Below are 24,670 nucleotides of genomic sequence, written 5' to 3'. Positions count from 1 at the left end.
TTACATCCAGCATGCACCAATTCGCTGGATTGTTCAACAATCCAGCGATCCGAATTTTCGGCAATCGTGTAATTTTGGAGTCATGGCCAGTGCAGATCAGGAATCAAGCGAACATGCTGGCTTCGACGGCGCGCGCGCCAGGATGCGCCTCAGGGTGCCGTCCGTGGCTGAGCGGGTCGCAGAGGAACTGCGCTATCAACTGGCCGAAGGCTTCCTTGTTCCGGGCGCCAAACTCACTGAAGCCACCATCGCAGAAGATCTGGGAGTCTCCCGGAACACCGTGCGTGAAGCGTTTGCCGAACTCGCCGGCGAGAGACTGCTCATCCGGCAGCCAAACAAGGGCGTATATGTGGCCACCCTTGAAGCCGGTGACATCCACGATGTCTACACCGTGCGCCGTGCCATCGAGGTCAGTTCCATTCGCGCAGGCGGCTCACCGGAGCGCGTCGCCGCCGTCAGGGCCGCCGTCGAAGAGGGAAAGCTGGCTGCGGCCGCCAATGACAATGAAGGTCTGGGCAGCGCCAACCAGCATTTCCATGGAGCGATCGTTGCCCTCGCGGAAAGCAACCGGCTGAACACGATCATGGCCCAGATCCTGGCCGAGATGCGGCTCTATTTCCACAAGGCCACCATGAACGCACATTTCTACAGTGACTGGCTCGCAGAAAACGAGCAGATCTGCGCTGCACTGGAGGCCGGCGAACTGGAACGTGCGGGCGACCTGCTCCTGGCCTATCTCAACCGTTCGGAACAGCAGCAGGCTGCCATCCACGGCGAGTAGTCAGCGCTTGCCCTTCTTGCGCGAACCCTTGCCCCGGCCCTTGTCAGGATTGGGAGCGTAGCGCTGTGCGACGGCAGGCTTTTTGGGGCCCCCGCCACGACGATCAGGCTTGGGTGCTTTCTTGGGCTTTTCCTGTTGGGCGGATGGTTGGCGCGAGCTCTGGGCCGTCCTGCCCCGCACGATTCCAATGAATTCCTCGATCACCGGCGAATCCGTTCCCACCGGCCACGCCAAGCCGATCTGTGTTCCGGGCGCACCCGTCAAACGCCGCATGACAGTGTCCTTGGCGTTCAAATGCCTGGCGACCGACATGGGCATGATCACCAGCCCGGCTCCGGAAGCAACCACCTGGAGGGCCATGTCCGGGCCACCCATTTCCCCTACGTCAAGGAAGTTTTCCTCCGCCAGGTCATCCAGCGCCACTTCCTCGAACACCGAGATTTCGTGGCCTTTGGGCGCCACGACCACCGGCTGCTCTTCATACAAAGGGATGACGTTCAGACCTTCGCGGTCCACGGGCAACCTGACAAAGCTGAGGTCCGCGGAACCGTCGCGCAGCACCGAAAGCTGCGCGTCGTCGTCGGACATGAACGCGTGCAGCGCGACATCCGGCATCCGTTCTTCCCACCGGCGGATCCACTTGCCGGGGGTAACGCCCGCCACGTAGGCGAAGCGAAGCCCGGGTTGGGACTCGGAGGTTTCGGCGGAATCTTCAGCATCTGGCACACACTCACAGTACCGGCCAGATACCCTTGAAGCATGACGTCCTCGAACTCCCAGTCCATGAAGCCGGCAACAGTCGCCAAGAAACTCGGCATCTACCTGCCCGCGACACCCCAGGAATTCCAGGATTCGTCCATCACCCGCGAGGAATTCGCCGAACTTCAGGCAAACCCGCCGGAGTGGCTCGCCGAACTCCGCCGCAACGGCCCGCACCCGCGTCCCGTCGTGGCACAGAAACTCAACGTCTCCATCAGCGGCCTGGCCCGCGGCGGCGTTGAAGATGCACTCACGACGGCGGAAATCACCGAGCTGCTGCAGGCTCCCCCGCAGTGGCTGGTCACCGAGCGTGCCACCCACGCCGCTGTCCGCTCCGAGGCACAGCGTGTGAAGGAAGAGGCTGCCAGGAAGGCCGCCACCAAGGAAGCCCGGGACAACGCCGCCGCAAAGCGCGACGCTCCCAAGACGTCCAAGCGCGACCACGCGTAAGTTTTCTGAAAGGTGCGGCCGGGGACCGGTGGTCTCCGGCCGCAACTCTTTTAAGCGCTAGTCCTGGTGGAGCTGGACGAAGTTGCCGCAACCGTCGTCGAAAACTGCGCTGATTCCTGACGGATCCTCGGCCGGCTCGCCCTTGAAAGTCACTCCTGCAGCCAGCAGGCGTTGGTACTCGGCCTGGACATCCGGAACGCCCAGGACAACAGCGGGCATCCCGGCTTCGTAGACGGCGTTCATGTAGTTCGCGCCGATCGGGTTGTCGCTGGGTTCCAGCAGCAGCCCGGTTGCATTGTTGTCCGCTCCGGGATTCTTGATAATGAAGAGGTTGTACTCGGGCATGGCCATCAGGGTCTCAAACCCCAGCGTCTCCGTGTAGAACGTGTGAGCTGCTGCCGGGTCCTTGACGTGGATGCTGCACATTTTCAGTCTCATGGTGCCAAGGCTACGCCGGGGGTACGACAGATGACCCCTCGCGTCCACTCACGCGCTGGCGCATACTGAATCAATAGCAGCGAAGTCGCCTGGAGGTGTCCGATGCCCGCCATGATGCTCCTGTGGGGCGTTGCCCTGGTTCTTGCAACTGCGGCAACCACGTACGTCTTGCATAAGAAACTCACGCATGGACGTGGCTCGGAGCCGGACGGGCTTTTTTGGGACGTGTTCGCCGGGCTCGTGGTCATAATGCCCGCTGTTTTGGTGCCGTCAGTGCAGTGGCCGCCAGCCGGGGTCATCATGGTTTTCGTGTGCTTTGCAACCGCTGCGACCACCTTCGCCGGCGCCCGCAAAGTGGAGCGGATCCACGCAGCTGAGCCCCGCCGTCGTGCCGGGTTTGCTGACGATGCCGCCCTCCATGCCCACATCCTTGCCCAGTGGCGCCGCTACGAACTGGACCCCGCGCAGGCCATCGATTTTCCGGCCATGACGGACGTTCGGACTGCGGAAACGGCGGCACTCACCAGGGCCATGCGGGAAGCCGAGTACTGCCGGGTGACTGCCGGCACCGACTATCGCGCCGCCGTCGAGCGCCTGGCCGAAGCCCTCGCCGCCGCCGAACTCGCCGCGGGCGTTGCCGCGGCTGGTTCACCCGCGCCCAGGTGACATCCAATAGCAATCCCACCCAACAACACGGACACTGAATACCAACTCCGCACGAGACATATGCGAATCATTCTCATTTAAGATAGTGTCGGTGCGTGATTGGACACCTCCATGACCGCTGACCTCGAACGCCCAGTCAGTGGCAACCGCCCCGCCCCAGCAGCCAGCCCCGCCCGCCCACGCAGGTCAGCGCTTGAACGATTGCTGACACCCCTGCTGGTACTCGGAATCGTGGTGCTCCTGGTGGTCTCGGGCAGCACCGGGCCACTGCAAACAACGTTCCTTGAATCGCTGCAGATCATGGCCGGACACCTGATCCCTGGCCTGCCATGGATGTCCGACGGCTCACTCACCGTGTCCCAGGACCAGGCCGTGTGGAGCTTCCGGCTCCCCCGCGCGCTCCTGGCCGGCATTGCCGGAGCCAGCCTGGCGCTGGCCGGGGCCCTCCTCCAGGCGAACGTCCGCAACCCACTTGCCGAGCCCTACATCCTGGGCGTTTCAGCCGGGGCGGGAGTGGGGGCCGTTCTGGCCATCGTGGCAGGCTCGACGGCGGTTGGCGGGCTTGGCTTGAATGCGTCGGCTTTCGCGGGAGCTGCGGCCGCGACGGCCCTGGTGTACTTGCTCGCGAAACAGGACGGGGTGATTGCACCCTCCCGGCTCATCCTGGCGGGCGTGGCGTTGGGCTCACTCCTTTCCGCAATTACCAACTTCCTGACCATCACCACCGATGCCCAGAACGTCTACAGTGTGCTGTTTTTCCTGTTGGGCAGCGTTTCCGCAGCCACCTATCCGCAACTGCTGCCGCCGGGCGTGGCACTCGTGGCCATCAGCGTCTTCGCCATGCTCCGATCCCGCGCGCTCAACGCCTTCCTGGCCGGTGACGAAACAGCCACGGCCCTGGGCGTCAATGTGGAATCGCTGCGTCGGACACTCTTGCTGGCCACGGCGTTGCTGACTGCAACTACGGTTGCCGTCTGCGGCGGCATCGGATTTGTTGGCTTGGTGGTGCCGCACGCAGCGCGCATGCTGGTGGGCTCAGATCACCGCCGCATGCTGCCCGTCACCATCTTTGGCGGGGCCCTTTTCCTCATGCTCACTGACCTGCTGGCCCGCACGGTGGCGCAACCGGCCGAGATTCCCTTGGGCATCCTCACCGCTACCGTCGGAGCACCCTTCTTCCTGTGGCTCATGCGTGGCAACGGCGCCGTACGGGGTGGCATCAAGCGATGAAAGTGGAATTCCTCAACGTCAGCATCGCCCTTGGCGGCACCCCCGTGGTTCACGACGTCACTTTTACTGCACCCAGCGGCTCCGTGGTTGGCATTCTGGGCCCCAACGGATGCGGCAAATCCACACTTCTGCGTGCCCTGTACCGGGTGAACAAACCAACCTCGGGGACCGTCACCGTAGGCGGCCAGGATGTCCGCGCCCTCAACTCCCGGCAGGCTGCGCTCCGCGTGGCCGTGATGGCCCAGGAAACCAGCCAGGACTTTCCCATGACAGCCCGCGAGGTTGTGATGCTGGGCCGAGCCCCGCATCAGCGCGGATTCGGTGCCGATTCGGACCGGGACCACCACCTCGTCCACCAAGCAATGCTCGACGTCGGAGCCTCCTCCCTGACCGACCGCTACTTTGCGGGGTTGTCCGGCGGGGAAAAGCAGCGGGTCCTCCTGGCGCGGGCACTTGTTCAGGAAGCACCGGTCCTGGTCCTGGATGAACCTACCAACCACCTCGATGTCGCCTTCCAATTGGAGCTGATGCATCTGGTCACTTCGCGGGGAAGGACTGTGCTTGCGGCCCTGCATGACATGAACCTCGCGGCGGAATTCTGTGACCAGGTGGCAGTGCTGCAGTCCGGGCGGCTGCAGGCTTTCGGGCCGCCGTCAACACTGCTGGACCCTCAACTGATCCGCGGCTGCTTCGGTGTTGAATCCCGGACGTTGGAGCATCCTTTGACCGGGCGGGCGCTGATCGCCATCGCAGCGAAGACGCCGGAACAGGCGCCCCCACCCAGCCAGGACGCGGAGTTCTCCACCGCCCGCCATTGAACCTACCCATCACCCGCTACAACCAACTGGAGGAACACCCATGAAGAAATCCACCCTGCCCAAAACCACTGCAGTCCTGAGCGTGATGACACTCAGCGGAATGCTGTTGTCCGGCTGCGGTCAAGCAGTCAGCCAAACACCCGCCAAGGAAAACGCCGGTGTCGCTGCGCAGCCCGCCGGATCAATCGAGAACTGCGGCCGCACTCTGACCTTCACCTCTGTTCCCCAGCGGGTGGTGGCCATGACTCCCGGACAGTCCGAGCTCTTGGTGAAGCTGGGCGCCGCGGACAAGGTAGTGGCCGAGGCACAGACCAAAGGCAGCGAGCTGCTGCCGGAACTGAAGGAGCGCGGTAACGTGCAGCAGCTGAGCGATCAGATGCCGCCGTCGCGCGAAGTCCTGCTGGGCGCCAACCCCGATTTCGTGTACTCCCCCACAGCATATGAATTCACTGCCGAGCAGGGCTTTGCGAGCATCGAACAACTCAAAGCCGCAGGGGCTGAGTCCTACATAGCAACAGCGGGCTGCATGGAACGACGGAGCAAGGCCGAGGTCAAGGACATTCTCACGGATATCGAGAACATCGGCGCTGTAGTTGGCGCGGGTGAGCGTACGTCAGCCGTTAGGACGGAAGCAGCTGAGGTGCTGGCTTCGGTTGAGTCAAAGGTGGAAGGCAAGGAGAAGCCCACCGTGGTGGAGCTGTTTGTTGAAGGGAACTCCATTGCGGCCATCGGGGCAGGGATCGAGTACGACATGATCAAGACTGCCGGTGGCGAGAACCTCTTCAGCCCGTCCGATGAAGCCTTCGCCAAGTTCTTCTCTGCCATGATCTCCCCTGAGACGCTGGTGCAGAAGAACCCCGAGGTCATCGTATTCACCACCTTGGACAAGGCCCACGAGGACGCCACCCGCACCTTCCTTCAGGAGAAATTCCCTGAGGTAGACGCCGTGAAGAACCAGCGATTGGTGGCCATCGATTCCGCTGACGTCATGCCCGGAACCTGGGGCAACCTCCGCGCCGTAGAGCAGATCGCCAAGGGCCTCCACCCCGACGCGTTCTAAACCCTCCAAAACCCCCGCCCGAGAGGACGGGCGGGGGAAGAGGGACGCTAGCCCAGCTGCACCCGTCGGTGACATGCGGCCAGGGTTGACTCCCTGTGGGACACCGTGATCACCGTGGTGTCGCCGGCGATCGCAGCAACAGCCTCCACCAGGGCACGCTCCGAGGCAGGATCCAGGCTGGCTGTGGTTTCATCCAGCACCAGGATCCTGGGCTTGATCAGCAGGGCCCTCGCCAAGCAGAAGCGGGCACGCTCACCCCCGGACAGGCTCACCCCTTGCTCGCCGATCACGGTATCCACGCCATCCGCCCATCGTTCGCCGGTGAGCGGAAGCCCGGCCAGGTCCAAGGCTGACAGGACGTCGGCTTCAGTTGCCGCGGGGCGGGCCAAGCGCATGTTGTCCATGACAGAACCGTGGAAAACCGGGGCGTCCTGCTCCACCAAGGTGACCATGCGCCGGAACGACGCCTCGTCCACCGCCCAAGCGTCCACGGACTCCCCGCTGGGCGACACCAAGGCGATCCTCCCCGCATCCGGCACCCACAGGCGCAACATCAGCCGGGCCAGTGTGGTCTTTCCTGCACCGGAGGGGCCACTGATCCCCACATGCTCGCCGGGCGCCACCGACAGGGACGTCGAGCGCAAAGCCGGCGCGCCGTCGTCGTAGGTGAACTGCAGGTTCCGGACCTCCAGACCCAGCGGCCCCTTGGGGTTGAAGTCAACGATGGGGCCCGAAACCATTGCGGCCGAGGGCAGGCTGATGCCCTCCCCAACGCGCCGGGCACTGGCACGGTGCGGCTGGAGCTGGGTTACGGTGGCAACGCCCTCGGCCACCGGAGCCAGGAGGGTCAAAGTGCCGGCCACCAAGGCGGGCAGCCACACAGGATCCAGCCCGGGTTGTGAGATGGCAGCAAGGAAGACCGCCACCACGGTGCCCAGGACACACAACTCGCGCAAGGACGCTGCCATCGTAAGGAAAGAGTTGAGCCTGCGCTGGCCGGCATCCACTGCCAGGCTCTGGTCCTCCAGTTGGCGTTGCGCGTGCTCCCGCAGTCCGAATCCCAGGATCTCGCGGGTGCCGGCCAGCAGGTCCACGGCGAGTACCGACACCCCGGACCTGGCCTCCTGCACCCTCACACCCAGCTCGGCGCCCCGGCGCAATCCCGGCAGTGTCACCGCTACCAGCGCCACGAACCCCAGCAGCAAGGCCCCGGCCAGGCCCGGCCCCAGCGGCCACACCACAGCTACCCCGGCCACGAACAGCACTGCGGAGCCAGCCAGCTGGGCAACCGTGTGGGCGTAGAAGAACTCCAGCTTTTCAACATCGCCCATGGCCGTGGCGGCGAGTTTTCCAGTGTGCTGGTCCGGCTTGCGGGAAGGGACACCGCGCGCGAAACCGTCAAAGAGTGCCATGCGCAGCGCGGCCAGGATCCGGTACGCAATGCTGTGCGAGATATCCATCTCATGCCACGTCAGCACCGCCCTGAGCACCACGGCCACCACCCCGGCAACCCACCATTCGGCGGCTGCGGACTCCTGCCTCATCACAGCCAGCGCCACAACGTAGGAACCCACAACCGCCAGGACAATCAGCGCCAGATTGTTCAGGACGCCCACAACGGCGGTCCAGACTATCCCTGCCCACTCGCCGGACATGTGCGGAACCAGGCCCAGGAGCGGGTTGCGGGGTGTGCGTGTGGTGAGGCTCATGACGTGGCTGCTTCCTGTTGCTGTGTTTGGAGTTGGCCTTGTGCCAGGCGGAGTACGGTGTCAGCGGCAGCGAGGGCTTCGGGCCGGTGGGCGATCATGAGCACAATCCGGCGTCCGGCTTCGCGGCGAAGCCCCTCCAACACCCGCCCAGCGAGCTCGGTGTTGAGGGCGGACGTTGGCTCGTCCAGCAGGAGAACCGGCCTGTCCACCAGGAGTGCCCGTGCAATCGAAAGCCGCTGGAGCTGGCCTCCCGAGACGGATCCGCCCCCTTCGGACAGCACAGTGTCCAGGCCTTGGGGCCACTGCCATAGTTCTTCCGCCAGGCCGGCAATCTCCACGACGCGCTGGATTTCCTCCTCCGTGGCAGCAGGCGCCACCACCCGGAAGTTCTCCCGGATGGTCCCGGGAAAGAGGTAGCTGCGTTGTGAGACCACGCTGACGTCACTGGGCCTGAGTGGTTGACCGTCCAGACGAATATGTCCGTCCCCCGCTGGGAGGAACCCCAGCAGAAGGTCGAACAACGTGCTCTTCCCCGCCCCTGACACCCCCGCCAGCGCGGTGAGGCCGCCGGGCTGGATCTCCGCCGACGCATCCCGCAGAACCCAGGGGTCCGCAGCTGAGTATCGGAAGCTCACGTTGTGCAGCGTGAGACCACCGGGAGGCACGACGCCGGGACGCACCCCAGGCGCGGAAAGGGAACCAAGCGCGGAAAGGGAACCAGGCGCGAAACGCACCTGGGCTTCGCCCGCCGGCGTACGGCCACAGCGGGTGTCCGCGCCTCCCGCTGCGTCAATGCTCCCCAGAGCCGAGAGCCCCAGATACCCGGCATGCCATTGGCGTGCCAGATCCCGCACAGGCCTGAAGACTTCCGACGAGAGCATCAGCAGGAAATACGTGGTCGCCGCACTCTCCGGTCCGGGCAGTGGCCCCTGCCCCAGCGCTGCGAATGTGGCTAGCGCGGCGGCGGCCAGCATCCCTGCCTGGATCCCGAAGTCCGCCAACGCTGTGTCCACCAGGGACGTGCGCATGGTGGAGACGGTTGCCCGGTGGAGCTCCTGCGACCTCTGATGGAGCCGCGCTCTTGTCCGGGGAACGGCGTGGAGGATCTTGAGGGTCCGCATCCCTTGAAGGGCCTCCAGGAAGTCGGCGCCAAGGGCCTCGTAACTGTCCCAGTGCTGCTGTCCGCGTTTCGCCAGGGTCTTACCCCAGAGCCTCGGCGCACCAACAGCCACGGCCACGGCAGTGGCCAGCGCAAGAGCCAACAAGGGATTCAGCCCCGCGATCCAGACAAGAAGCGTTGGCACCACTACCTGCAGTTGGAAAGCGTGGGGAATGTACTGGCTGATGTAGCTGTCCACTCCGTCCACACCTTCGCTCAGGGCCAGCCGCCGGGCTCCACCACGGTCCGAGGTATCCCTGAGCCGTTCGGGCTGGAGCAGGCTGTCGGCCAACTTTCGGCGTACCTGCAACCGCACCCCGGAGCCCAAGGAACCGGCCAGCCGGGCGTGGAACTGCTGGAGTACAAGGCGCCCCAGGCCACACGCGAGAACCCCTGCAAGGTACGGAACCAGCGGCCCGTACCTGCCGCCGTCGGGGTTTCCGGGAACCCGCACCAGAACCACCAGGGCCGCCAGGGCCTGGGCCAGGAACCACGCCTGCAACCAGTAGCTCGCCGTGGTGATGCAGAGCAGGGCTGTTACCCCAGCCAGTCGGCCGCGGTGCCCGGCCGTCATTTGGAAGAGCCTCTTATTGACCAGCATGCGCGGCCCTTTCGTGGTTTGCGGTGAGTGGTTTCCGGATTGCCATTCCCAGTCCATGGAGCGTTGTCCAGCCGCTGTGGGAGCCGGTCCAGCCACCTACCGGCCGAAATTCCAGGGGCAGGTCCGCCCCCAACGCGGTATAGAGGATGTGGGCGGCCAACGTGGCGGCCCACCACATGGCGGCCGGGGTTGGCGTTCCCGGGGTCTCGAAAACCACCAGGGCATCAAGGTTTCCTATCCAGCGCTGCCCGGCACATCGATCGGCCAGCTCCGGATCGCGGAGCGGCTCCGCGGACAGGATGCGGGCGCTGCAGGACGGAGGGGTTGGCTCCGGGAAGGAAAGGAGGGAACGCTCCAGGAGGTCCTCAGCCACCCGGCCCGCGCCGGCGGCCGGGCGGGCACGCAAACGGGAGAACTCACAGCTCCTGCGGGCAGCCAGCTGCACTTGCGAAACCCCGGCGATCCGGTCATGACGGCGCTGCAGGCACCTCTCCGCAGACACCCCCAGAGACACCGTGGCCAGCGCGAACTCCGGGACAGAGCCAGGCCAACGGACCGGTGCAACAACATCCCACCGGGCGTCCACACCTTGGGCGGCGGCATGGTGAACCAGGGCCACCGCCGCATAGGCAGCGTCCGCGATCAGCAGCGGACCCGCACGGTGGTAATACTTCGCCAGGGTGCGTTGCGGCAGCACGGTGAGCACGACGACGGCGCCCCGCGCGGGTGCCTGCGGACCCCCTTGAGGTGGGGTACCGTCGTCGTGGTTCCGCAGGCGAAGCAGGTCACCGCCGGTGCCACTAAAGCCGGAGCCGTTAAACACGTATGTTCCGGGAGGCACGTCGCAGCCTTCCCCGCAGAGGACCCGCAGTTGCACCGGGTAGCACCCGCCGGCCGACGGCACTGGGCGTTTGCGCACTTTGCCGGGCAGTCCCGTGGCGGGATTGGGGTGGAAGTCCTCGCTCCACCAGATGGCCCGGAGCATGGCGGACACTGGCAGCCCATCCTGCCTCAGGTGCTCAACCGTGCCGGGTACCGGGGCGCCTTGGGGACCGGGCGGCTGCTGGGGACCGGGAACCTCGTGGCTCCAGGCGCGGGCAAATCCAGAGGGAAGGAGCACGTGGGGTACGTCCATTACATGTGGGGAGGTGGGGTGAGGGTGAAGTCCTCCGGCAGTGCCGGCGCCGTTTCACGCCACCCGCGCTTCAAGGCCGCCGTGGTGAACCTGGGGCAGCCGAGATAGGCGAAAGCGGCCGGGGCGTTGGGAACCAGTCCTCCCACCACAGCGCGGACAACACTCAGGCCGGTCACCGCGACGTCGGGGGTGGTCAGTTCGCGGGTATATACGGTATGGCCGGCCGCTTCCAACCGCCTGTAGAGCTCCGGCATGGACACGTCATCCACGGCGGCAACGTCCACCAGCCCACCCGCAGGCTGGGTGAAGCGTTCCGCGAGGACGTGTGTCCGGGGATCAAGCCATACCTGTACATGCGCACCGAGGTCGCGGACTGCACCGAATCCGGGCCCCACGTCGTCCAGGTATTGACGGTCTTCGCGGTGTTCCAGGTACAGCCCCTTGGCCATGAGCCCTGCCTCGACTGCCTGGAAAACCCAACCATCGGCATCAGTGGCACCCTGGGAGTAGATCCAGGTGTGGACAGCCTCCAGGACTGCCTTGCGTGCCGCTTCAGCGGGATCGTTCTTGCAGGAGAACCCGGCAGCGTACAGCCCAGTGTCCGGGTCGAACACCAAGGCAGCCATGCAGGGGGCGAACTCACTGGGCATTTCCACCACCCAGTACTGCAACCGGCAACCGGCCATGTCGTCCACCAAACCGGGAACACTCTCTGGCCTGATGCCGCGGGTGGGACCGTCCAAATGCCACCACAGTTCCAGGGCGTCGCGTTCGATGGTTTCCAGCACCGCCCTGTCCGTGGCATCAGCGCGGCCCTGGCCGGTGGCGATCCCCGCGTAGTTCAGATGATGGATCCGGGGAAGGTCACGGAAGCGCCGTTGCCGCCAGTTCAGGAGGGTGAGGCTCGCCGGAAGCCACACCTCAGAGCCGTCCGATTCCCGCCTGCACGCCGTCCATAGTGCTGGAGTGTCGGCGTCGAGGTTCCGGTAGGGAAATGCCGCCCCCTCCAGCTGCCAGTCCGCGAATCGCGGCAGTTGTTCAAGCCCGACGGCGGCCCGGCCTGACGCCGTCAGCTCACGGGCCGTCCCGGTGAAGTAGTGGTGGTCCGGGAGATCTGCGGGGATGAAGTTGCCGCAGTACCTTTCCATGCCTTCGGCGACGGCCGCGATCCAGGCTTGCCGGCTGTCGCCGAAGGTGGTGCCCAGTGAGACGCGGTCGGCGGGCCAGTCACCCAGCCAGCGCGCGTTCGATACCTCCGCGGTCATGGACGTGTAGGCGGGTGGGGCGTTCTCCGGGGTGAGAACAGGACGGACCCTGCGGATGATGCCGGTCTGTTCGTCCACCAAGGTGTGCATGGGAAGCAGGCCCAGGGCTTCGGCTGTTGTGGTCATGATTCTCCGTGGTTGTTCAGGTGGTGCGGCAGCGTCCCGGGGGCGGCGGGCGCCCAGCGCCATGTGTGTGGTCGGTCGCCGGGTTCCCACTGCAGGACTGGCGGCCGCGGGTTTCCAAGGGGCTCGGGCCGGGCGCCGGGTGGATCCCAGTCGTTGGCAGCACCCAGAAAGTCCTTGATCCGGGCCATCAGGCCGCCCTGTTCGCGGAGTGCTGCGGCGGCTCCGGCGCCGAGGTCGTGGCCGAGTCGGTGTCCCCATGGTCCCCAAAGGGTTTCCACCAAGGTCCGCGGTGCTGCGCTGCCCCAGGCCCTCACCAGGTCCGCAGCTTCGGCAACAAAGAAGTCCCGTTGTCCCGAAATCATCAGGAGCGGCGTGTTCAGCTGGCCATAAAGGGCGTGGAGATCGGCTGGTGAGGCGTCCCAGAGCCGCTTCCAACCAGCGGTGGACCCCGGACCATACGTGGCGTCGTCGATGAGGTTGTGAATCGTCCAGTCCATCCCGCGTTCCTCAGCCTGCCGGTATATCCTCCGGAGCTCTGCGGCGGGTAACGGGTGGCCGGACTCCTTGCCGAAACCGTGCTGGTGCCACCAGCCAATCCTGTCCTGAAGGCGCGGTGTGCCATCGGGTTCCCTGGCCGTTTCATAGAGGCCAAGCGCCGGCACCATCGCCACCACGGCCAATGGCTTGGGTCCCGCTGCCTCCGGACGCCGTATTTCCTCCGGAACCTGCGCCGCCTCCAAGACCCGGGCCGCTTCAACTGCACAGTGCGCGTCGTAGGAGGCTCCAGCCAAAATGAGGGGCCCGTTGAGCAATCCGTTGCCGGCGAGGTACTTGGCGGTTGCAGCCCCGTCAGGGCCCTCCTTGTCATAGGGATTCCATGTGCCGGCGGACCCGTAGCGCCCACGGACGTCCTGGACCACTACGTCGTACCCGGCGCGACACCATGCGTGGGCTTGATTCGCGTACTGGGTCCGTCCATAGGGTGTCCGGATCAGGACCGTCCCTTCGACTTCCCCCTCCATTGGTGTGCGGTAGTGGTCTGCGGTAAGCCGAACGCCGTCGTCAGCGGTGATGTCCAGGTGCTCCAGCGCGGTGGCGGGTCTCATCGCAGCGGAGCCCGCAAGCCTTCGCCCAGGCTCGCGGGTTCCGGGAAGGGCAGAACGGGGTGTTCACTGTTTGCCAACGTCAGGGTGTCCAGCCGCCAGAGCGTGCGCCGGTGAGCGGCAAGTGACGGTGAATTCCTTTGCCAGGCGGTGATGATGGTGAGCAGCCTGGCCGTAAGCAGGTCCATGGCCATGCCCTGGAGAGCGAAGTCCGCGGCAGCAGCGGGGGTATCCAGCCAGGCCCGCAGTTCGGCGGCGGCCGGTGAGGCCGCGAGCCTGCGCCGGAGTACCTGCCACCCTGTTGGGTCTGCCGGTTCAAGAGACAGCGGATCTACGAAGACCAGGTCGCCTTCTCCGTAGAAGCGGAGCACGGCCGCACGGCCCGGCAGTGCGTCAAAGCGGTTCCGCTCGGCGGGCATGGTTGCCAGGTGGAGGAGGAGTCCTACGGAGCCGGGCTCCCGGTCGTCACCCACCGCCAGGTCCACCCCGGCCTCGCGGAACACGGGCAGGAGTGCGGCAGCAACGGGTTCGGGGGCTACCAGCCCGATGAGCTCCCTTCCGGGGAGGGGAAGCGCGCCAGCCTGGCGGCGTTGCAGCAGTTCATCGCTGACGCCTGTCGCCAGGTGTTGGCCACCTCCTGCCGAGGGCGGGAGATGGAAGAAGGCGCCGTCACCGCTGCGGATGGTTGATCTTCCCGCGACGTCAAAGCTGTCTATTGCGGTGCCCATGGTTCCTTCCGAAAGTTGCGGGGTGGAGCTAAGGGGGCGGGTGCGCCGGCGCACCCGCCCCCTGGCTTAGCGACTAGTCGAACGGGTTCTCGACCAGTGCATTCGAGTGCGTTGCCGACAGGTGTGCCAGCTGCTCGGTCTCTTCAACTTCAACCAGAACCGTGGTCTTTTCCATGGTTGGTCTCCTTTCGGTGGTGGTGGTTGCCTCCGCTGTTGCGGCGACAACGTCACACTATAGTTAATGAGAACCATTCTCAAATTAAGTGAAAGGGAGAGCCAATGACCTCCGAAGTTTTGGTTGTAGCCGACCAAAAAGCGGGCAATGTACAGTTCCTGAATCCAGTCACCGGGGCAGTCCAGCACCGTTTGGACTCCGTGGTCTTGGCGGAGCACGCCGGGTTCCTGCCGCTGGGAGACGGACGATGCGCGTTCATTGATGACGCCGGAGGTGCCTTGGTCATTGCCGATGCATTCACCGACACCCCGCCCTGCACCATTCCCGTAGCCATTCCGGGTGAGCACCTGGCCTGCGACCCTTCGGGTCGCTTCGTTGCCGTCACCACGGGGCTTGGTGTCTCGTGGGAACCTTGGAGCGATCTCCTCACGGTTGTGGACTTGGAGTCCGACGGCGGACCCACCTCACGCCGCATCCGCACCAGGGCGGGGGAGCCTGGCGTTGTGGTGGGCGAAACGCCGGAGGGGCCCGCCGCCGTCGTCCGTCACCGTGAACCCGGCTGCATCGAATCCTTCAGCGTGGAGCGGATCCTGTCCGAGGGAGTGCACTGCCCGCCCCTGCAAGGGCTGCGGGCCGAGGCCTCGCCCGACGGTCACGGCGACGCCTTGGATCCCGTCACGGGCACCATGTTCGTGGCCACGGGCCGGGGCCTGGAACGCTTCGATGTCCGCAAGCCGCAGCCGGAGGCCCTTGACGTTATCGCTTGGGATGCACCCGGCCGCGCCTACTTCCTGCGCTTCTGCCCGCGGCGCCGTGTCCTGGTGGCTATCCTTCGCGACGGCGGCGGTGAGCCCAGAGGATGGGCCCAGTGGGCCAACACTTTGTGGGTGCACCACGTGGATACCGGGCTGACGCGGACCACGCCGCTGGGCCATGGGTTGGTCTTCCGCTTCGCACTGACTGCCAATGGCATCGCGACCGCCCGGGTCCATCCGGACGGCGACGAGCTTTCGGTGCACCACCTTGGACCATTGGAGGCAGGCCCGCCGGTGCTGCGGGGCACATGGCACCTCCCCCGCATGGACGGCGCCCCACGGCCCGGCCATGAACCCTGGGACAACGCCGAACGACGAGCCATTGCCGCTTCGCCGGCCTCGGAACTCGTCGCCGTGACCCGCGGTGGGCACGGCGAACTGCACGTCGTCGACACCTCAGCGGCCGGTAGCCCTCTGCGCACCATCAACTTGGGCAGCCCCTTGCACGACGGCGGCCACCTCGCCTGGGTCTCTGCTGTGGACACGGTGCCGGGCGACACGGTAGGACGGTGAGCAGCATCGAGGAGGCCGTTCCGGGCATGGGGCTTCGGCCGCACTTCCGTTCCCTTCTGGAACGCTGGGACTCCACACCCCGCCAAGGGCTCCCACAGTTCGCCGGCGGACAGGCTGCTTTTCTTTGGCGCGGGCCAGACGAAGCGTTTGCGTCCTTGTACCTGGCAGCCGAGGCCGGGCTTCGGGATGCTTGGAATGTTCGCCGGGCGCATCTGGAGGTGGCCGCGCCGCCCGGTGTCCGACTCCCCACACCACCGGGCACCATCGTCCGCGGATTCACCATCTCCCCTGACGGAACGCGCGTCGCAGCCTTGCTGAGCGCCTCCGCCAGTGAACTAGCGGAGCCCTGGATACTCGCTGCCGGGACCCAGCCCGTCCACATCCCAGGGCCGACGGCCTGGTACGCTGCGCCGGTTTGGGAGCCGGACGGGGGCGGGATCTGGGTCCTGACCGGCAAACCACCCTGCCAGCAGATCATCCGCTGCCCGCTCGGCTCAGGGCAGATGCAGCAGCTCCCGCTTCCGGCGGAACTTGGCAACACCGCGGGCAGCCGTCTCGCGCTGGCACGCGTCGGAGAGCACCTTCGGCTCGCGGCGAAGAACCCAAGGACCGGCACCAAAGAGTGGGAGTTGAAATCCGGGGCCTGGCATACCGTGGCTCCGGCCGCACAAGCCGGTCGTGTGGAACTGGTCTCCGACCAACACGGCACGACGGCCACGCTGGATGGCCGCCCGGCCTACCGTTTATCCCCCGCGGAATACGTGTCAGCGTTCGCCGTCCAACCCCGCGCCGATGCCACCGACCTTTGGATCCAGACGGCCTCCCCGGAACGCCCATCGGGGGTCTTCTGCGTGGATGAACCGGTGCGCTTGAGCAACAGCTCCAGGGACTCCAGCAGCCGGATAGTCCACCGGAAAGTCACCGCGGTGGCGAGCGACGGCATCGGCATCCCCGTGATCATCTCCGCACGGGCGTCAGACCTTGGTCCTGACGGCCTCCCGGTGCAGCCGCTGCCCCTGATTCTCACGTGCTACGGCGGTTTCGGCGTCACACACAGGACCGAGGCCGAACCCAGCGTTCCGGCATGGCTGGAGAGCGGCGGGGTGTACGTGGCTGCGCAACTACGCGGCGGGGGCGAGCTGGGAGAGGATTGGCACCAGGCAGGCCGTGGGAAACGGAAGATGCGGACAATCCTGGACCTCATCGACGTGGCCGGCTACCTCGTCGATACCCGGTGGACCACGCCCGCCCAGACCGTGCCTTTCGGGGCCTCGCATGGTGGCCTCGTGGTCACGGCTGCGGCGTTCCTGTCCCCCGCCTCATTCGGCGGAGTGGTGGCCGTAGCTCCATTGCTGGACACCGTGGACCTTCACCGCCATGGTTTGGGGAAGCAATGGCTGCACGAGTTTGGCGCCGATGGGGAGTGCTCTGATCACGATCGGGCGGCCTATTCCCCGGTTCACTTGCTGCGCAGACTCGGCTCCGCCGCGCTTCCGCCCCTGCTGTGCTGCCTCATGGGGCGGGACGAACGCGTGGACAACAGTGCCGCCGTCGATGTTGTTACCGGAATCCGCGAACGCGGGGACCGGGCCTGGCTACTCCACGAGGACCGCGGCGGTCACGGCCAGCGTGCAGCGCCGGACGTGCTGGACTTCTCCGCCGCCGTACTCGCGTTCGCTGCATCCATTTCCCGCGAAGTCAGGCCCGGGTCAGGACCTTGCCCTTGAAGAACCCGGGCCGCAGCCGATACATCACCAGCATCACCACAACGCCCAGCAGGATCACACCCATCCCCAGCACAAACACCAGGCCTACCCCGCCAACGGACGAGCCCGAGCCATACGCGGGATCCATCGAGTCCATGGCTGTCTTCACGAACATCACCAGCAGGATCACCCCGCCCAGCAACGGTGCCAGGAACTTGAAGAAGAATGCCCGGACACCGCTGAAGGCTGAAGCGCGGAAGAACCAAACACAGGCCAGAGCTGTAATGCCGTAATAGAAGCAGATCATCATGCCCAGGGCGGTGATGGTGTCCCACAGGGCATTCTCGGACACAGTCCGGGTGATCACGTAGAACGCGGCTGCCGCGATGGCCGCGGCGATGGTGGCAAAGCTCGGCGACTTGAACGTGGGACTGATCCGCCCAAAGCGGGGCGAAATGGCGCGGTAGTGGCCCATGGCCAGCATGGTGCGGGCCGGTGAAACGAAGGTCGACTGCAAGGACGCGGCGGAACTGCTCAGGATGGCCAAGGACATGAGGATCGCGAACGGACCCATCACCGGACCCGCCAGAACCGCGAAGATGCTGGATTGGTTCTCCGGGTTGCCGGCGCCCAGGCCGGTCTCGCCGACGCCCGCGAAGGACAAGGTAGCCAGTGCGACGGTCATGTAGATGATCACGATGACCAGCACGGTGATGGTTGCCGCGCGGCCGGGGGTCTTTTCCGGATTCTTCGTCTCCTCGTTCATGGTCAGAGTGACGTCCCAGCCCCAGTAGATGAAGATCGAGAGCGAGACACCTGCAGCGAATGACGAGAACGAATCGACGGCGAACGGGTTGAACCAGTCAGGCGAAATGGCAGTGGCATCGAAGGCCGTGCCGTTGGCTACATGCACGAACGCCGAGACCGCGAACCATCCCAGGACCAGCAACTGGAAGGCCACCAGCACGTATTGGACGCCCTTGGTGGTTTCCATGCCGCGGTACGAAATCCAACACGCCAGCGCAATGAAAACCAGCGTGGTGGCAATGTTCAGCGGCAGGATTTTGCTGAGCTCGCCCAGCTCCGGGTTGCTGAAGATCTGCCCGAGCATCAGGTAGAAGAAGTCCACGGCAACGGCCGCCAGATTGGACAGCACAATGATGGTGGCCGCGATCAGTCCCCAGCCGCCCATCCATCCGATCCACGGACCAAACGCCCGCGTTGCCCACGTGAAGGAGGTGCCGGCGTCGGGCATGGCGTTGTTCAGTTCGCGGTAGCCGAGCGCCACCAGCAGCATGGGGATGAAGCCCACAAGGAAGATGGCCGGCAGGTGCACGCCTACCTCAGACACGGTGGGCCCCAGGGCCGCGGTCAGCGTGTACGCGGGAGCAATGCAGGAAACACCGATCACGACGGCGCCAATCAGGCCCACCGATCCGGCTTTCAGTCCCTTTTCACTCAGGGTTGATTCTTTCGACTGGACCGTCTTTGGTGCAGTAGACATGGGTATTGCCTCTCAGGCGATTGCTAGGAGCTTTGGCGCGTGTAATCGCGGGGAACCACGATCATGGGAACGGGAAGGGCGCGCAGGATCCGGTTGGCGGTGCTGCCAAGGAACGTGGCACGGTGCTGGGCGAGGCGGCTGGAGCCGATCAGCAGGATTTCGCCGTCTTCCCAGTCGAGGCGGTCCACGGCTTCTTCTATGGTCCGGCCCTGCGCCACGACGATTTCGGGCTCAGGCAGCGGTGCGTCCGGGGTTGAACTTCCAACGGCGGCAAGCCGGTCGGCGGCGTGCATCCAGGCGGCGTCTGCCAGCGTCAGCGAGTTACCGCCGTCGAGCGCCAACAGGGAAACGAGCCGAAGCGGCAGGTGCCGGTCGCGTGCGGACTCGACGGCGACGTCGAGCAGTTCGTCTGCGCCGGGACGCGTCCCGAAACCACAGCTGAGCCGGGTGATGGCATCTGTCCGCTGGTAGCCGTGGGGTGCCAGCGCCACCGGGACCGGCGACGAGTGGAGCAGTGAACCCGCCACGGAACCAATGGTGAACCGCTTGAACAAGCCGCCGTTCGTGGCGCCGATGACCAATGCCGCCGCGTCCATCTCGACGGCTGCGTCAATCAGTGCCTGGGCCTCGGAATCGCCACGGCGAATGTGTCCGCGCGCTGTGATGTCCTCCGGGACCAAGGCGAGGCCCTCATCCAGCCAGCGCTGGGCTTGCTGGTTGAGGATGTCGTCGTAGCCGGCTTCGGGTGGGTACACGGCATTGAACGGGGAGTCCTCCGGGATCACCAGGACCAGGTCCAGGCTGACATCCTGGTTCCGGGCCAAGGCGACGGCAAGGTGGACGGCGTCGTGGCCCCTTGCGTTGGCGGTGTAACCAACTACGTAGCGCATGGTGGTCCCTTTCAGTTCTTAAACAGTGCAGCCGGCAGGCCGGGAAATAGTGCTCCCCCGGCCTGCCGGTGTGGTTTCACAACGATCAGACAGTCACTGATGCCAGTTTGTTGGCTTCGACGATCCGCGCGGCGGTTGCCTGGCCCATGCGGACTGCGCCGTCAACGTGCTGGTAGCCTTCGGCGGCGAGGTCGGACGAGGACCAGTAGATCGGGCCGACGTTCGCGTGCTGGTCCTTGCCGTAGCGGTGCAGGCCTCCGAGGTCGTAGCTGGAAGCGTATGCGCCACGGGTCCACTCTTCCGAGCCCCAGTCGGACTCGTAGTAAACCTCGGGGGTGAGGGCCTTGTCGCCCAGGAATCCGGCGATGGACTCCAGGATGGCCTTCTTGCGGTCTTCGGCGCTGAGCTCGAACACGGCGTCGGCCTTCTCGTCGGACACAAAGCCAACCAGGGTTCCGCGGGTGTCGCCGTAGTTGGTGTTGTCGTAGACCTCCTGCACCAGCGCACCGGCGCTGAAGCCCGTGCCGGACAGTCCGTCTTCACGCCAGAACGGCGTGTCGTACACAGCGTGGACCTTGATGACCAGGCCCAGCGACTGGTGCTGGTGCATCTGGTGCTGGCGGCGCGGGAGCGGCGGGTCGAAGGAAACGCGTGAGTACAGGTTCGGCGGAACGGCCATGATCACGTAACGGGCGTTGACGGTGGCCTGCTCGGAAACAACGGTCACGCCGTTGTCGTCCCACTTGATGGTGCGCACCGGGCTGTTAAGGACGACATCGGCACCCAGTTCTGCTGCCTGGAGCAGTGAAACCTGCTGCATGCCGCCGATGACGCGCTTGTCCAGGATGAAGTCTTCGTCCGTGAGGTGCGTGAACGAACCGGCAGAGGCGGCCATCAGGACTGCCTGCAGTGCCGAGAAGGCGTGCGCGGGCTTGGTGAGCATGCCGCCGGCGATGAAGAGGCCGATGTTGTTGCAGGCTTCTTCATCTGTGGAGTTCCGGCGGAGCCAGTGGTGGAAGGAGATGGTGTCCAGCTCGCGTGCCTTGGGGTGTGCCCAGGGCTCGGTGGGGCCGATCTCTGCTGCGAGTTCGTCCAGGATGGCGACGAGCTTGTCCATCTCGGCCTTGGTGGTTTCGTTGACCGGGAAGGTGTCACCGGTGTACTGCGTGCGCTTGCCGTCTGCGCCGATGTAGACGGATTCGCCGTCGCGGTAGCGCGGGTACATTTTCAGGCCGAGCTCGTCCAGCAGGTCCATGAGGGCCGTCTGGTCCGGCGAAACCCACTGGCCGCCGATCTCCAGCATGGCGCCGTCGATGGTGTCGGTCCAGGTGCGGCCGCCCACGCGGTCGCGTGCTTCGAGCACTGCGACGCTGAGCCCGGCCTTCTTCAGTTCACGTGCCGCCGTCAGCCCTGACGGTCCGGCGCCGACGATCACAACGTCGCGATCAAGATTCTGCATGATGTCCTCTCCGTGGCCGTCCGTTGGTGGCTGACCAATAAATGAATGGCATTCATTTATCTCCATAGTAGCGGCTGAGTGCGCGGCTGTGAAGAGCCGATGGAATAATGCTGGGGACACAGGCAGCAGAAAGGCTCCCGATGCCCGAACCCACCCCAGCCCCATCCGCCACTTCCCGGCGCCGCGCCGGCCGACCAACGGCGGCGGTTCTGGACCAGGACGGCATCACGACGGCGGCGCTCAAGCTGATCAGCAGCAAGGGTTACGACGGACTCACCATGGCGGCGTTGGCCCGCACACTGGGAGTAGCCCCCTCCGCCTTGTACAACCACGTGTCCTCCAAGGACGACGTGCTCGTCCTGCTCGAGGACCACTTGGCCGCGATGGTTGATGTGTCGGCGTTCGGGATTGAGCCCTGGGAAGAGGCCGTTCGCAAGTGGGCATGGTCCTACAGGGATGTATTCTCCGAGCACACGCCGCTTATTCCGATCATCGCCGTCCTGCCTGTCGCCAATGCTCCCAAGACCCTGGCCATGTACGAGGCCGTGACGGCCGGCTTCCGCGACGCAGGCTTCCCGGAGGAGAAAATCATCTCCGCGATTGTGGCTATCGAGGCCTTTGTCTTCGGGGCCGCTTACGACGTCACCGCACCTGAGGACATCTTCGACGCCGGCACCCTCGCCGACCAGGTCCCCAACTTCACTGCCGCCGTGGACCGGCTGGCCTTGGAACAGCATGAGCGGCCCACTGACATTGCCTTCAGCTTGGGCTTGGAGGCTTTAATTACGGGCTTTGGGGCTCTGCGGAACTAGGCCCCCGAGGATCCGAGCTTCTTAATGCCAAGTTAGTGCATTATGCTGCACTTATGGATGACAGTGCAGAGGCCTTGGCGCGCGCAATTGGCCTGCGGGTGAAACAGGAACGCAAAGGCAGGGAGTGGACCCTCGACCAGCTTGCCGCCATGGCCGGCGTTAGCCGCAGAATGCTGGTGAGCGTCGAACAAGGCGGCGTAAATCCCAGCATCGGAACCCTCCTGCGGCTCAGCGATGCCCTAGGTGTTGGCTTGCCTGCATTGGTGGAGCCGCCCACGCTGCGTTCAGCCAAACTTACCCGCAAGGGCGAAGGCGCCGTACTGTGGACCGGCCCCCTGGGCGGCAAGGGCGAGCTGGTTGCCGGGACCGAATCTCCCGACGTTGTTGAACTGTGGGACTGGTCCCTGGCTCCCGGAGAGCTCCACGAGAGCGAAGCCCACAGCTCCGGCACCCGTGAATTGCTCCAGGTGCAGGAGGGTGCCATCACGGTGAACGTCGAGGCCGGGAGCTACGAACTGAACACCGGCGATGCCCTGACCTTCCGCAGCGATGTTGCCCACTCCTATGCAAACCACGGCGGGACAACTGCCCGATTCTCCCTCGCCGTTTTTGAACCGGGCGTTGGAGCCGGACATCGGACGGAAAGCCCCAGTGCGTAATACCTTGACCCGAACCCTCACCGCCGCTCCCCCCTGGTCGATGGCCGTCGCAGCAATGATGGCCATCCAGCTCTCCAACGCCATGTCGGTCACCGTTATCGGCCAGGTCGGCCCAGCAGGGACGGCATGGCTTCGGATGTGCTTTGGAGTGGTCTTTCTCTGGGTAATCAGCCGTCCGGCCATCCGCTCGCTGCGCCGCCGCGACCTGCCGGCTTTGATCGCCCTGGGGGTCGTGACAGGTTTCATGACCACCTTCTTCCTCGCCGCCGTCGAGCGCATCCCGCTGGGAACCGCCGTCGCGATTGAATTCCTTGGCCCCCTCACGGTGGCCGGGATCATGAACAAACGCCGGAAGGCGTTGGTCTGGCCGCTCCTCGCCTTCATCGGCGTGGTGCTGCTGACTGAGCCATGGCATGGCGTCATCGACCTTGCCGGCGTGGGATTCGCTGTGGCTGCGGGTGCCTGCTGGGGCCTGTACAACGTGCTCACCCAACATGTGGGAGACCGGTTCTCCGGCATCAGCGGCCTGTCACTCACCATCCCGATTGCCGCTCTTGCCACCATGCCGGTCGGGTTGCCGCAGGTACTGGGCGGGTCACTCGACTGGTGGGTGCTGCCCCTGGCGGCCGGGATTGCCCTCATAACGCCGGTGATCGCGTTCGGCCTCGAAATGCTGGCGCTGCGGCGCATGACCCACACGGCCTTTGGAACGCTGCTTTCGATCGAGCCCGCATTCGGTGTCCTCATCGGACTGCTTGTCCTCGCCCAGCAGCCGACACTCATGCAGGTGGCAGGGATAGCCCTGGTGGTTGTTGCCGGGACAGCCGCACAGCAAGGAGGCAAGCGCACACCCAAACCCGTACTGACAACGGATGTGCCGGCATCGCCAGCAGGGTCGTGAAGAAACAAGTCTTGTAATACAAGTACTCAGCTTGTATCTTAAGTAGCAGGCAAGGATGCCCCGCCCCTTAGGAGACCCAGTGAGTACCGTAGACCTCATCCGCCACGTCAAACTGTCCACGGCGCGGTTGCCGCTCAGCGTTCCCATCAGCGACGCCAAGGTCTTCACCGGCAGACAGAAGCCGATGACGGAAGTAGTGTTCCTCTTCGCCGAGATCACCACGGAGCAGGGACACAGCGGCCTCGGTTTCAGCTACTCCAAGCGCGCCGGCGGGCCGGCCCAGTACGCCCACGCCAAGGAGGTCGCGGAGGGCATCATTGGCGAGGACCCCAACGACATCGGCAAGATCTACACCAAGCTCCTCTGGGCCGGCGCTTCGGTGGGAAGGTCAGGCGTGGCGACGCAGGCTCTCGCCGCGATAGACATTGCCCTCTACGACCTCAAGGCCAAGCGCGCCGGACTCCCGCTGGCCAAGCTGCTGGGGTCCTACCGTGATTCCGTCCAGACCTACAACACCTCCGGCGGCTTCCTCAACGCCACCCTGGCAGAGGTCAAGGAACGCGCCACGCAGTCCATCGACGACGGCATCGGCGGCATCAAGATCAAGGTGGGCCTGCCCGACTCCAAAGAAGACCTCCGCCGCGTGGCGGGAGTCCGCGAACACATTGGCTGGGACGTTCCGCTCATGGTCGACGCGAACCAACAGTGGGACCGGGCAACGGCGCTGCGGATGGGCCGCCAACTGGAGGAATTCAACCTCATCTGGATCGAAGAACCACTCGATGCCTATGACTTCGAGGGCCACGCCCACCTCGCACAGCTCCTGGACACGCCTATCGCCACCGGTGAGATGCTTGCCTCTGTCGCCGAGCACAAGGGCCTCATCAACGCCAACGGCTGCGACATCATCCAGCCGGACGCGCCGCGCGTCGGAGGCATCACCCAGTTCCTGCGCCTGGCGGCACTGGCCAATGAAAGAGGTCTTGGCCTGGCACCGCACTTTGCCATGGAGATCCACCTCCACCTGGCCGCCGCCTACCCGCGCGAGCCGTGGGTGGAACACTTCGATTGGCTGGACCCGCTGTTCGAGGAGCGGCTGGAGACGAAGAACGGTCGCATGATCGTCCCGGACCGTCCCGGACTCGGCGTCACGTTGAGCGAACAGGCCCGTGCGTGGACCACCGAAACCGTGGAGTTCGGCGCGTAAT

General features: G+C 65.2%; 24 protein-coding genes. 12 read left to right on the top strand and 12 right to left on the bottom strand.

Annotated elements, in window-relative coordinates; all coding sequences use genetic code 11:
- Positions 1-82: 82 nt before the first annotated feature.
- Complete coding sequence (locus tag HMI60_RS00280; RefSeq protein ID WP_193590326.1) at positions 83-781, top strand: GntR family transcriptional regulator; 699 nt, start codon at positions 83-85, stop codon at positions 779-781.
- Here HMI60_RS00280 and HMI60_RS00275 read toward each other — a convergent pair whose 3' ends face one another.
- A complete protein-coding gene (locus tag HMI60_RS00275; protein ID WP_039239037.1) occupies positions 782-1,507 on the bottom strand; it encodes a LysR family transcriptional regulator substrate-binding protein in 726 nt (241 codons plus the stop codon).
- Between the two features lie 33 nt (positions 1,508-1,540).
- Here HMI60_RS00275 and HMI60_RS00270 point away from each other — a divergent pair, with 33 nt between their 5' ends.
- Positions 1,541-1,990, top strand: coding sequence for a DUF5997 family protein (locus HMI60_RS00270; protein WP_018778440.1), 450 nt, complete (start codon positions 1,541-1,543; stop codon positions 1,988-1,990).
- Positions 1,991-2,047: 57 nt separating this feature from the next.
- On the opposite strand, the gene HMI60_RS00265 is transcribed toward HMI60_RS00270, so the two are convergent.
- Positions 2,048-2,428: a VOC family protein gene (locus HMI60_RS00265; RefSeq protein ID WP_079582030.1), complete on the bottom strand. Its 381-nt coding sequence runs from the start codon at positions 2,426-2,428 to the stop codon at positions 2,048-2,050.
- Positions 2,429-2,530: 102 nt separating this feature from the next.
- Here HMI60_RS00265 and HMI60_RS00260 point away from each other — a divergent pair, with 102 nt between their 5' ends.
- The 4 genes from HMI60_RS00260 to HMI60_RS00245 all read left to right on the top strand — a co-directional run bounded on the left by HMI60_RS00260 (position 2,531) and on the right by HMI60_RS00245 (position 6,202).
- Positions 2,531-3,094: a hypothetical protein gene (locus tag HMI60_RS00260; RefSeq protein WP_193590325.1), complete on the top strand. Its 564-nt coding sequence runs from the start codon at positions 2,531-2,533 to the stop codon at positions 3,092-3,094.
- Positions 3,095-3,205: 111 nt separating this feature from the next.
- Positions 3,206-4,324, top strand: coding sequence for an iron ABC transporter permease (locus tag HMI60_RS00255; protein WP_193590324.1), 1,119 nt, complete (start codon positions 3,206-3,208; stop codon positions 4,322-4,324).
- Positions 4,321-5,142: an ABC transporter ATP-binding protein gene (locus HMI60_RS00250; protein ID WP_193590323.1), complete on the top strand. Its 822-nt coding sequence runs from the start codon at positions 4,321-4,323 to the stop codon at positions 5,140-5,142. The genes HMI60_RS00255 and HMI60_RS00250 overlap by 4 nt, the downstream gene beginning before the upstream one ends.
- Positions 5,143-5,182: 40 nt before the next feature.
- Entirely contained in the window at positions 5,183-6,202 is a 1,020-nt protein-coding gene (locus HMI60_RS00245) for an ABC transporter substrate-binding protein (RefSeq protein ID WP_193590322.1), read from the top strand.
- Positions 6,203-6,249: 47 nt separating this feature from the next.
- On the opposite strand, the gene HMI60_RS00240 is transcribed toward HMI60_RS00245, so the two are convergent.
- The 7 genes from HMI60_RS00240 to amiA form a co-directional block, all read right to left on the bottom strand.
- Positions 6,250-7,911 carry an amino acid ABC transporter ATP-binding/permease protein gene (locus HMI60_RS00240; protein ID WP_193590321.1) on the bottom strand — a complete coding sequence of 554 codons (1,662 nt, stop codon included), beginning with the start codon at positions 7,909-7,911 and terminating at the stop codon, positions 6,250-6,252.
- On the bottom strand, positions 7,908-9,671 hold the full coding sequence (locus tag HMI60_RS00235; RefSeq protein WP_193590320.1) for an ATP-binding cassette domain-containing protein: 1,764 nt from the start codon (positions 9,669-9,671) through the stop codon (positions 7,908-7,910). The genes HMI60_RS00240 and HMI60_RS00235 overlap by 4 nt, the downstream gene beginning before the upstream one ends.
- Entirely contained in the window at positions 9,658-10,806 is a 1,149-nt protein-coding gene (locus tag HMI60_RS00230) for a hypothetical protein (protein ID WP_193590319.1), read from the bottom strand. Before HMI60_RS00230 ends, HMI60_RS00235 begins: the two co-directional genes overlap by 14 nt.
- A complete protein-coding gene (locus tag HMI60_RS00225) occupies positions 10,806-12,197 on the bottom strand; it encodes a YcaO-like family protein (RefSeq protein ID WP_193590318.1) in 1,392 nt (463 codons plus the stop codon). The genes HMI60_RS00230 and HMI60_RS00225 overlap by 1 nt, the downstream gene beginning before the upstream one ends.
- Positions 12,194-13,303, bottom strand: coding sequence for a CocE/NonD family hydrolase (locus HMI60_RS00220; RefSeq protein ID WP_193590317.1), 1,110 nt, complete (start codon positions 13,301-13,303; stop codon positions 12,194-12,196). Before HMI60_RS00220 ends, HMI60_RS00225 begins: the two co-directional genes overlap by 4 nt.
- A complete protein-coding gene (locus HMI60_RS00215) occupies positions 13,300-14,028 on the bottom strand; it encodes a hypothetical protein (RefSeq protein WP_193590316.1) in 729 nt (242 codons plus the stop codon). Before HMI60_RS00215 ends, HMI60_RS00220 begins: the two co-directional genes overlap by 4 nt.
- A gap of 73 nt (positions 14,029-14,101) precedes the next feature.
- Positions 14,102-14,203 (bottom strand): streptamidine family RiPP, encoded by a 102-nt coding sequence (amiA, locus tag HMI60_RS21135; RefSeq protein WP_242703463.1) that lies wholly within the window; start codon positions 14,201-14,203, stop codon positions 14,102-14,104.
- A gap of 104 nt (positions 14,204-14,307) precedes the next feature.
- Here amiA and HMI60_RS00210 point away from each other — a divergent pair, with 104 nt between their 5' ends.
- Both HMI60_RS00210 and HMI60_RS00205 read left to right on the top strand, forming a co-directional pair.
- Complete coding sequence (locus tag HMI60_RS00210) at positions 14,308-15,531, top strand: hypothetical protein (RefSeq protein WP_193590315.1); 1,224 nt, start codon at positions 14,308-14,310, stop codon at positions 15,529-15,531.
- The gene (locus tag HMI60_RS00205) at positions 15,528-17,258 is read left to right on the top strand and encodes a prolyl oligopeptidase family serine peptidase (RefSeq protein ID WP_193590314.1); all 1,731 of its coding nucleotides are present in this window, start codon (positions 15,528-15,530) and stop codon (positions 17,256-17,258) included. Before HMI60_RS00210 ends, HMI60_RS00205 begins: the two co-directional genes overlap by 4 nt.
- Here HMI60_RS00205 and HMI60_RS00200 read toward each other — a convergent pair.
- The 3 genes from HMI60_RS00200 to HMI60_RS00190 form a co-directional block, all read right to left on the bottom strand.
- A complete protein-coding gene (locus HMI60_RS00200; protein ID WP_064722324.1) occupies positions 17,230-18,741 on the bottom strand; it encodes an APC family permease in 1,512 nt (503 codons plus the stop codon). The two genes, HMI60_RS00205 and HMI60_RS00200, sit on opposite strands and share 29 nt — an antisense overlap.
- A gap of 23 nt (positions 18,742-18,764) precedes the next feature.
- Complete coding sequence (locus HMI60_RS00195; RefSeq protein WP_110504808.1) at positions 18,765-19,631, bottom strand: universal stress protein; 867 nt, start codon at positions 19,629-19,631, stop codon at positions 18,765-18,767.
- Positions 19,632-19,716: 85 nt separating this feature from the next.
- Positions 19,717-21,090, bottom strand: a complete 1,374-nt coding sequence (locus HMI60_RS00190) for an NAD(P)/FAD-dependent oxidoreductase (protein WP_018778445.1) — start codon at positions 21,088-21,090, stop codon at positions 19,717-19,719.
- Positions 21,091-21,197: 107 nt separating this feature from the next.
- Here HMI60_RS00190 and HMI60_RS00185 point away from each other — a divergent pair, with 107 nt between their 5' ends.
- The 4 genes from HMI60_RS00185 (at position 21,198) to HMI60_RS00170 (ending at position 24,669) form a co-directional block, all read left to right on the top strand.
- Complete coding sequence (locus tag HMI60_RS00185) at positions 21,198-21,902, top strand: TetR/AcrR family transcriptional regulator (RefSeq protein WP_018778446.1); 705 nt, start codon at positions 21,198-21,200, stop codon at positions 21,900-21,902.
- Between the two features lie 53 nt (positions 21,903-21,955).
- Positions 21,956-22,561 (top strand): helix-turn-helix domain-containing protein, encoded by a 606-nt coding sequence (locus HMI60_RS00180; RefSeq protein ID WP_018778447.1) that lies wholly within the window; start codon positions 21,956-21,958, stop codon positions 22,559-22,561.
- 40 nt (positions 22,562-22,601) lie between these two features.
- Positions 22,602-23,462, top strand: a complete 861-nt coding sequence (locus tag HMI60_RS00175; RefSeq protein WP_064722429.1) for a DMT family transporter — start codon at positions 22,602-22,604, stop codon at positions 23,460-23,462.
- Positions 23,463-23,541: 79 nt separating this feature from the next.
- Positions 23,542-24,669, top strand: a complete 1,128-nt coding sequence (locus HMI60_RS00170; RefSeq protein WP_193590313.1) for a mandelate racemase/muconate lactonizing enzyme family protein — start codon at positions 23,542-23,544, stop codon at positions 24,667-24,669.
- The last annotated feature ends 1 nt before the right edge of the window (position 24,670 follow it).

Source organism: Paenarthrobacter sp. YJN-D, from assembly GCF_015040335.1.
In the GTDB taxonomy this organism is placed as follows: domain Bacteria; phylum Actinomycetota; class Actinomycetes; order Actinomycetales; family Micrococcaceae; genus Arthrobacter; species Arthrobacter nicotinovorans.
Note: the sequence above shows the minus strand (reverse complement) of the source record. Positions and strands in the feature narration are given on the sequence as shown.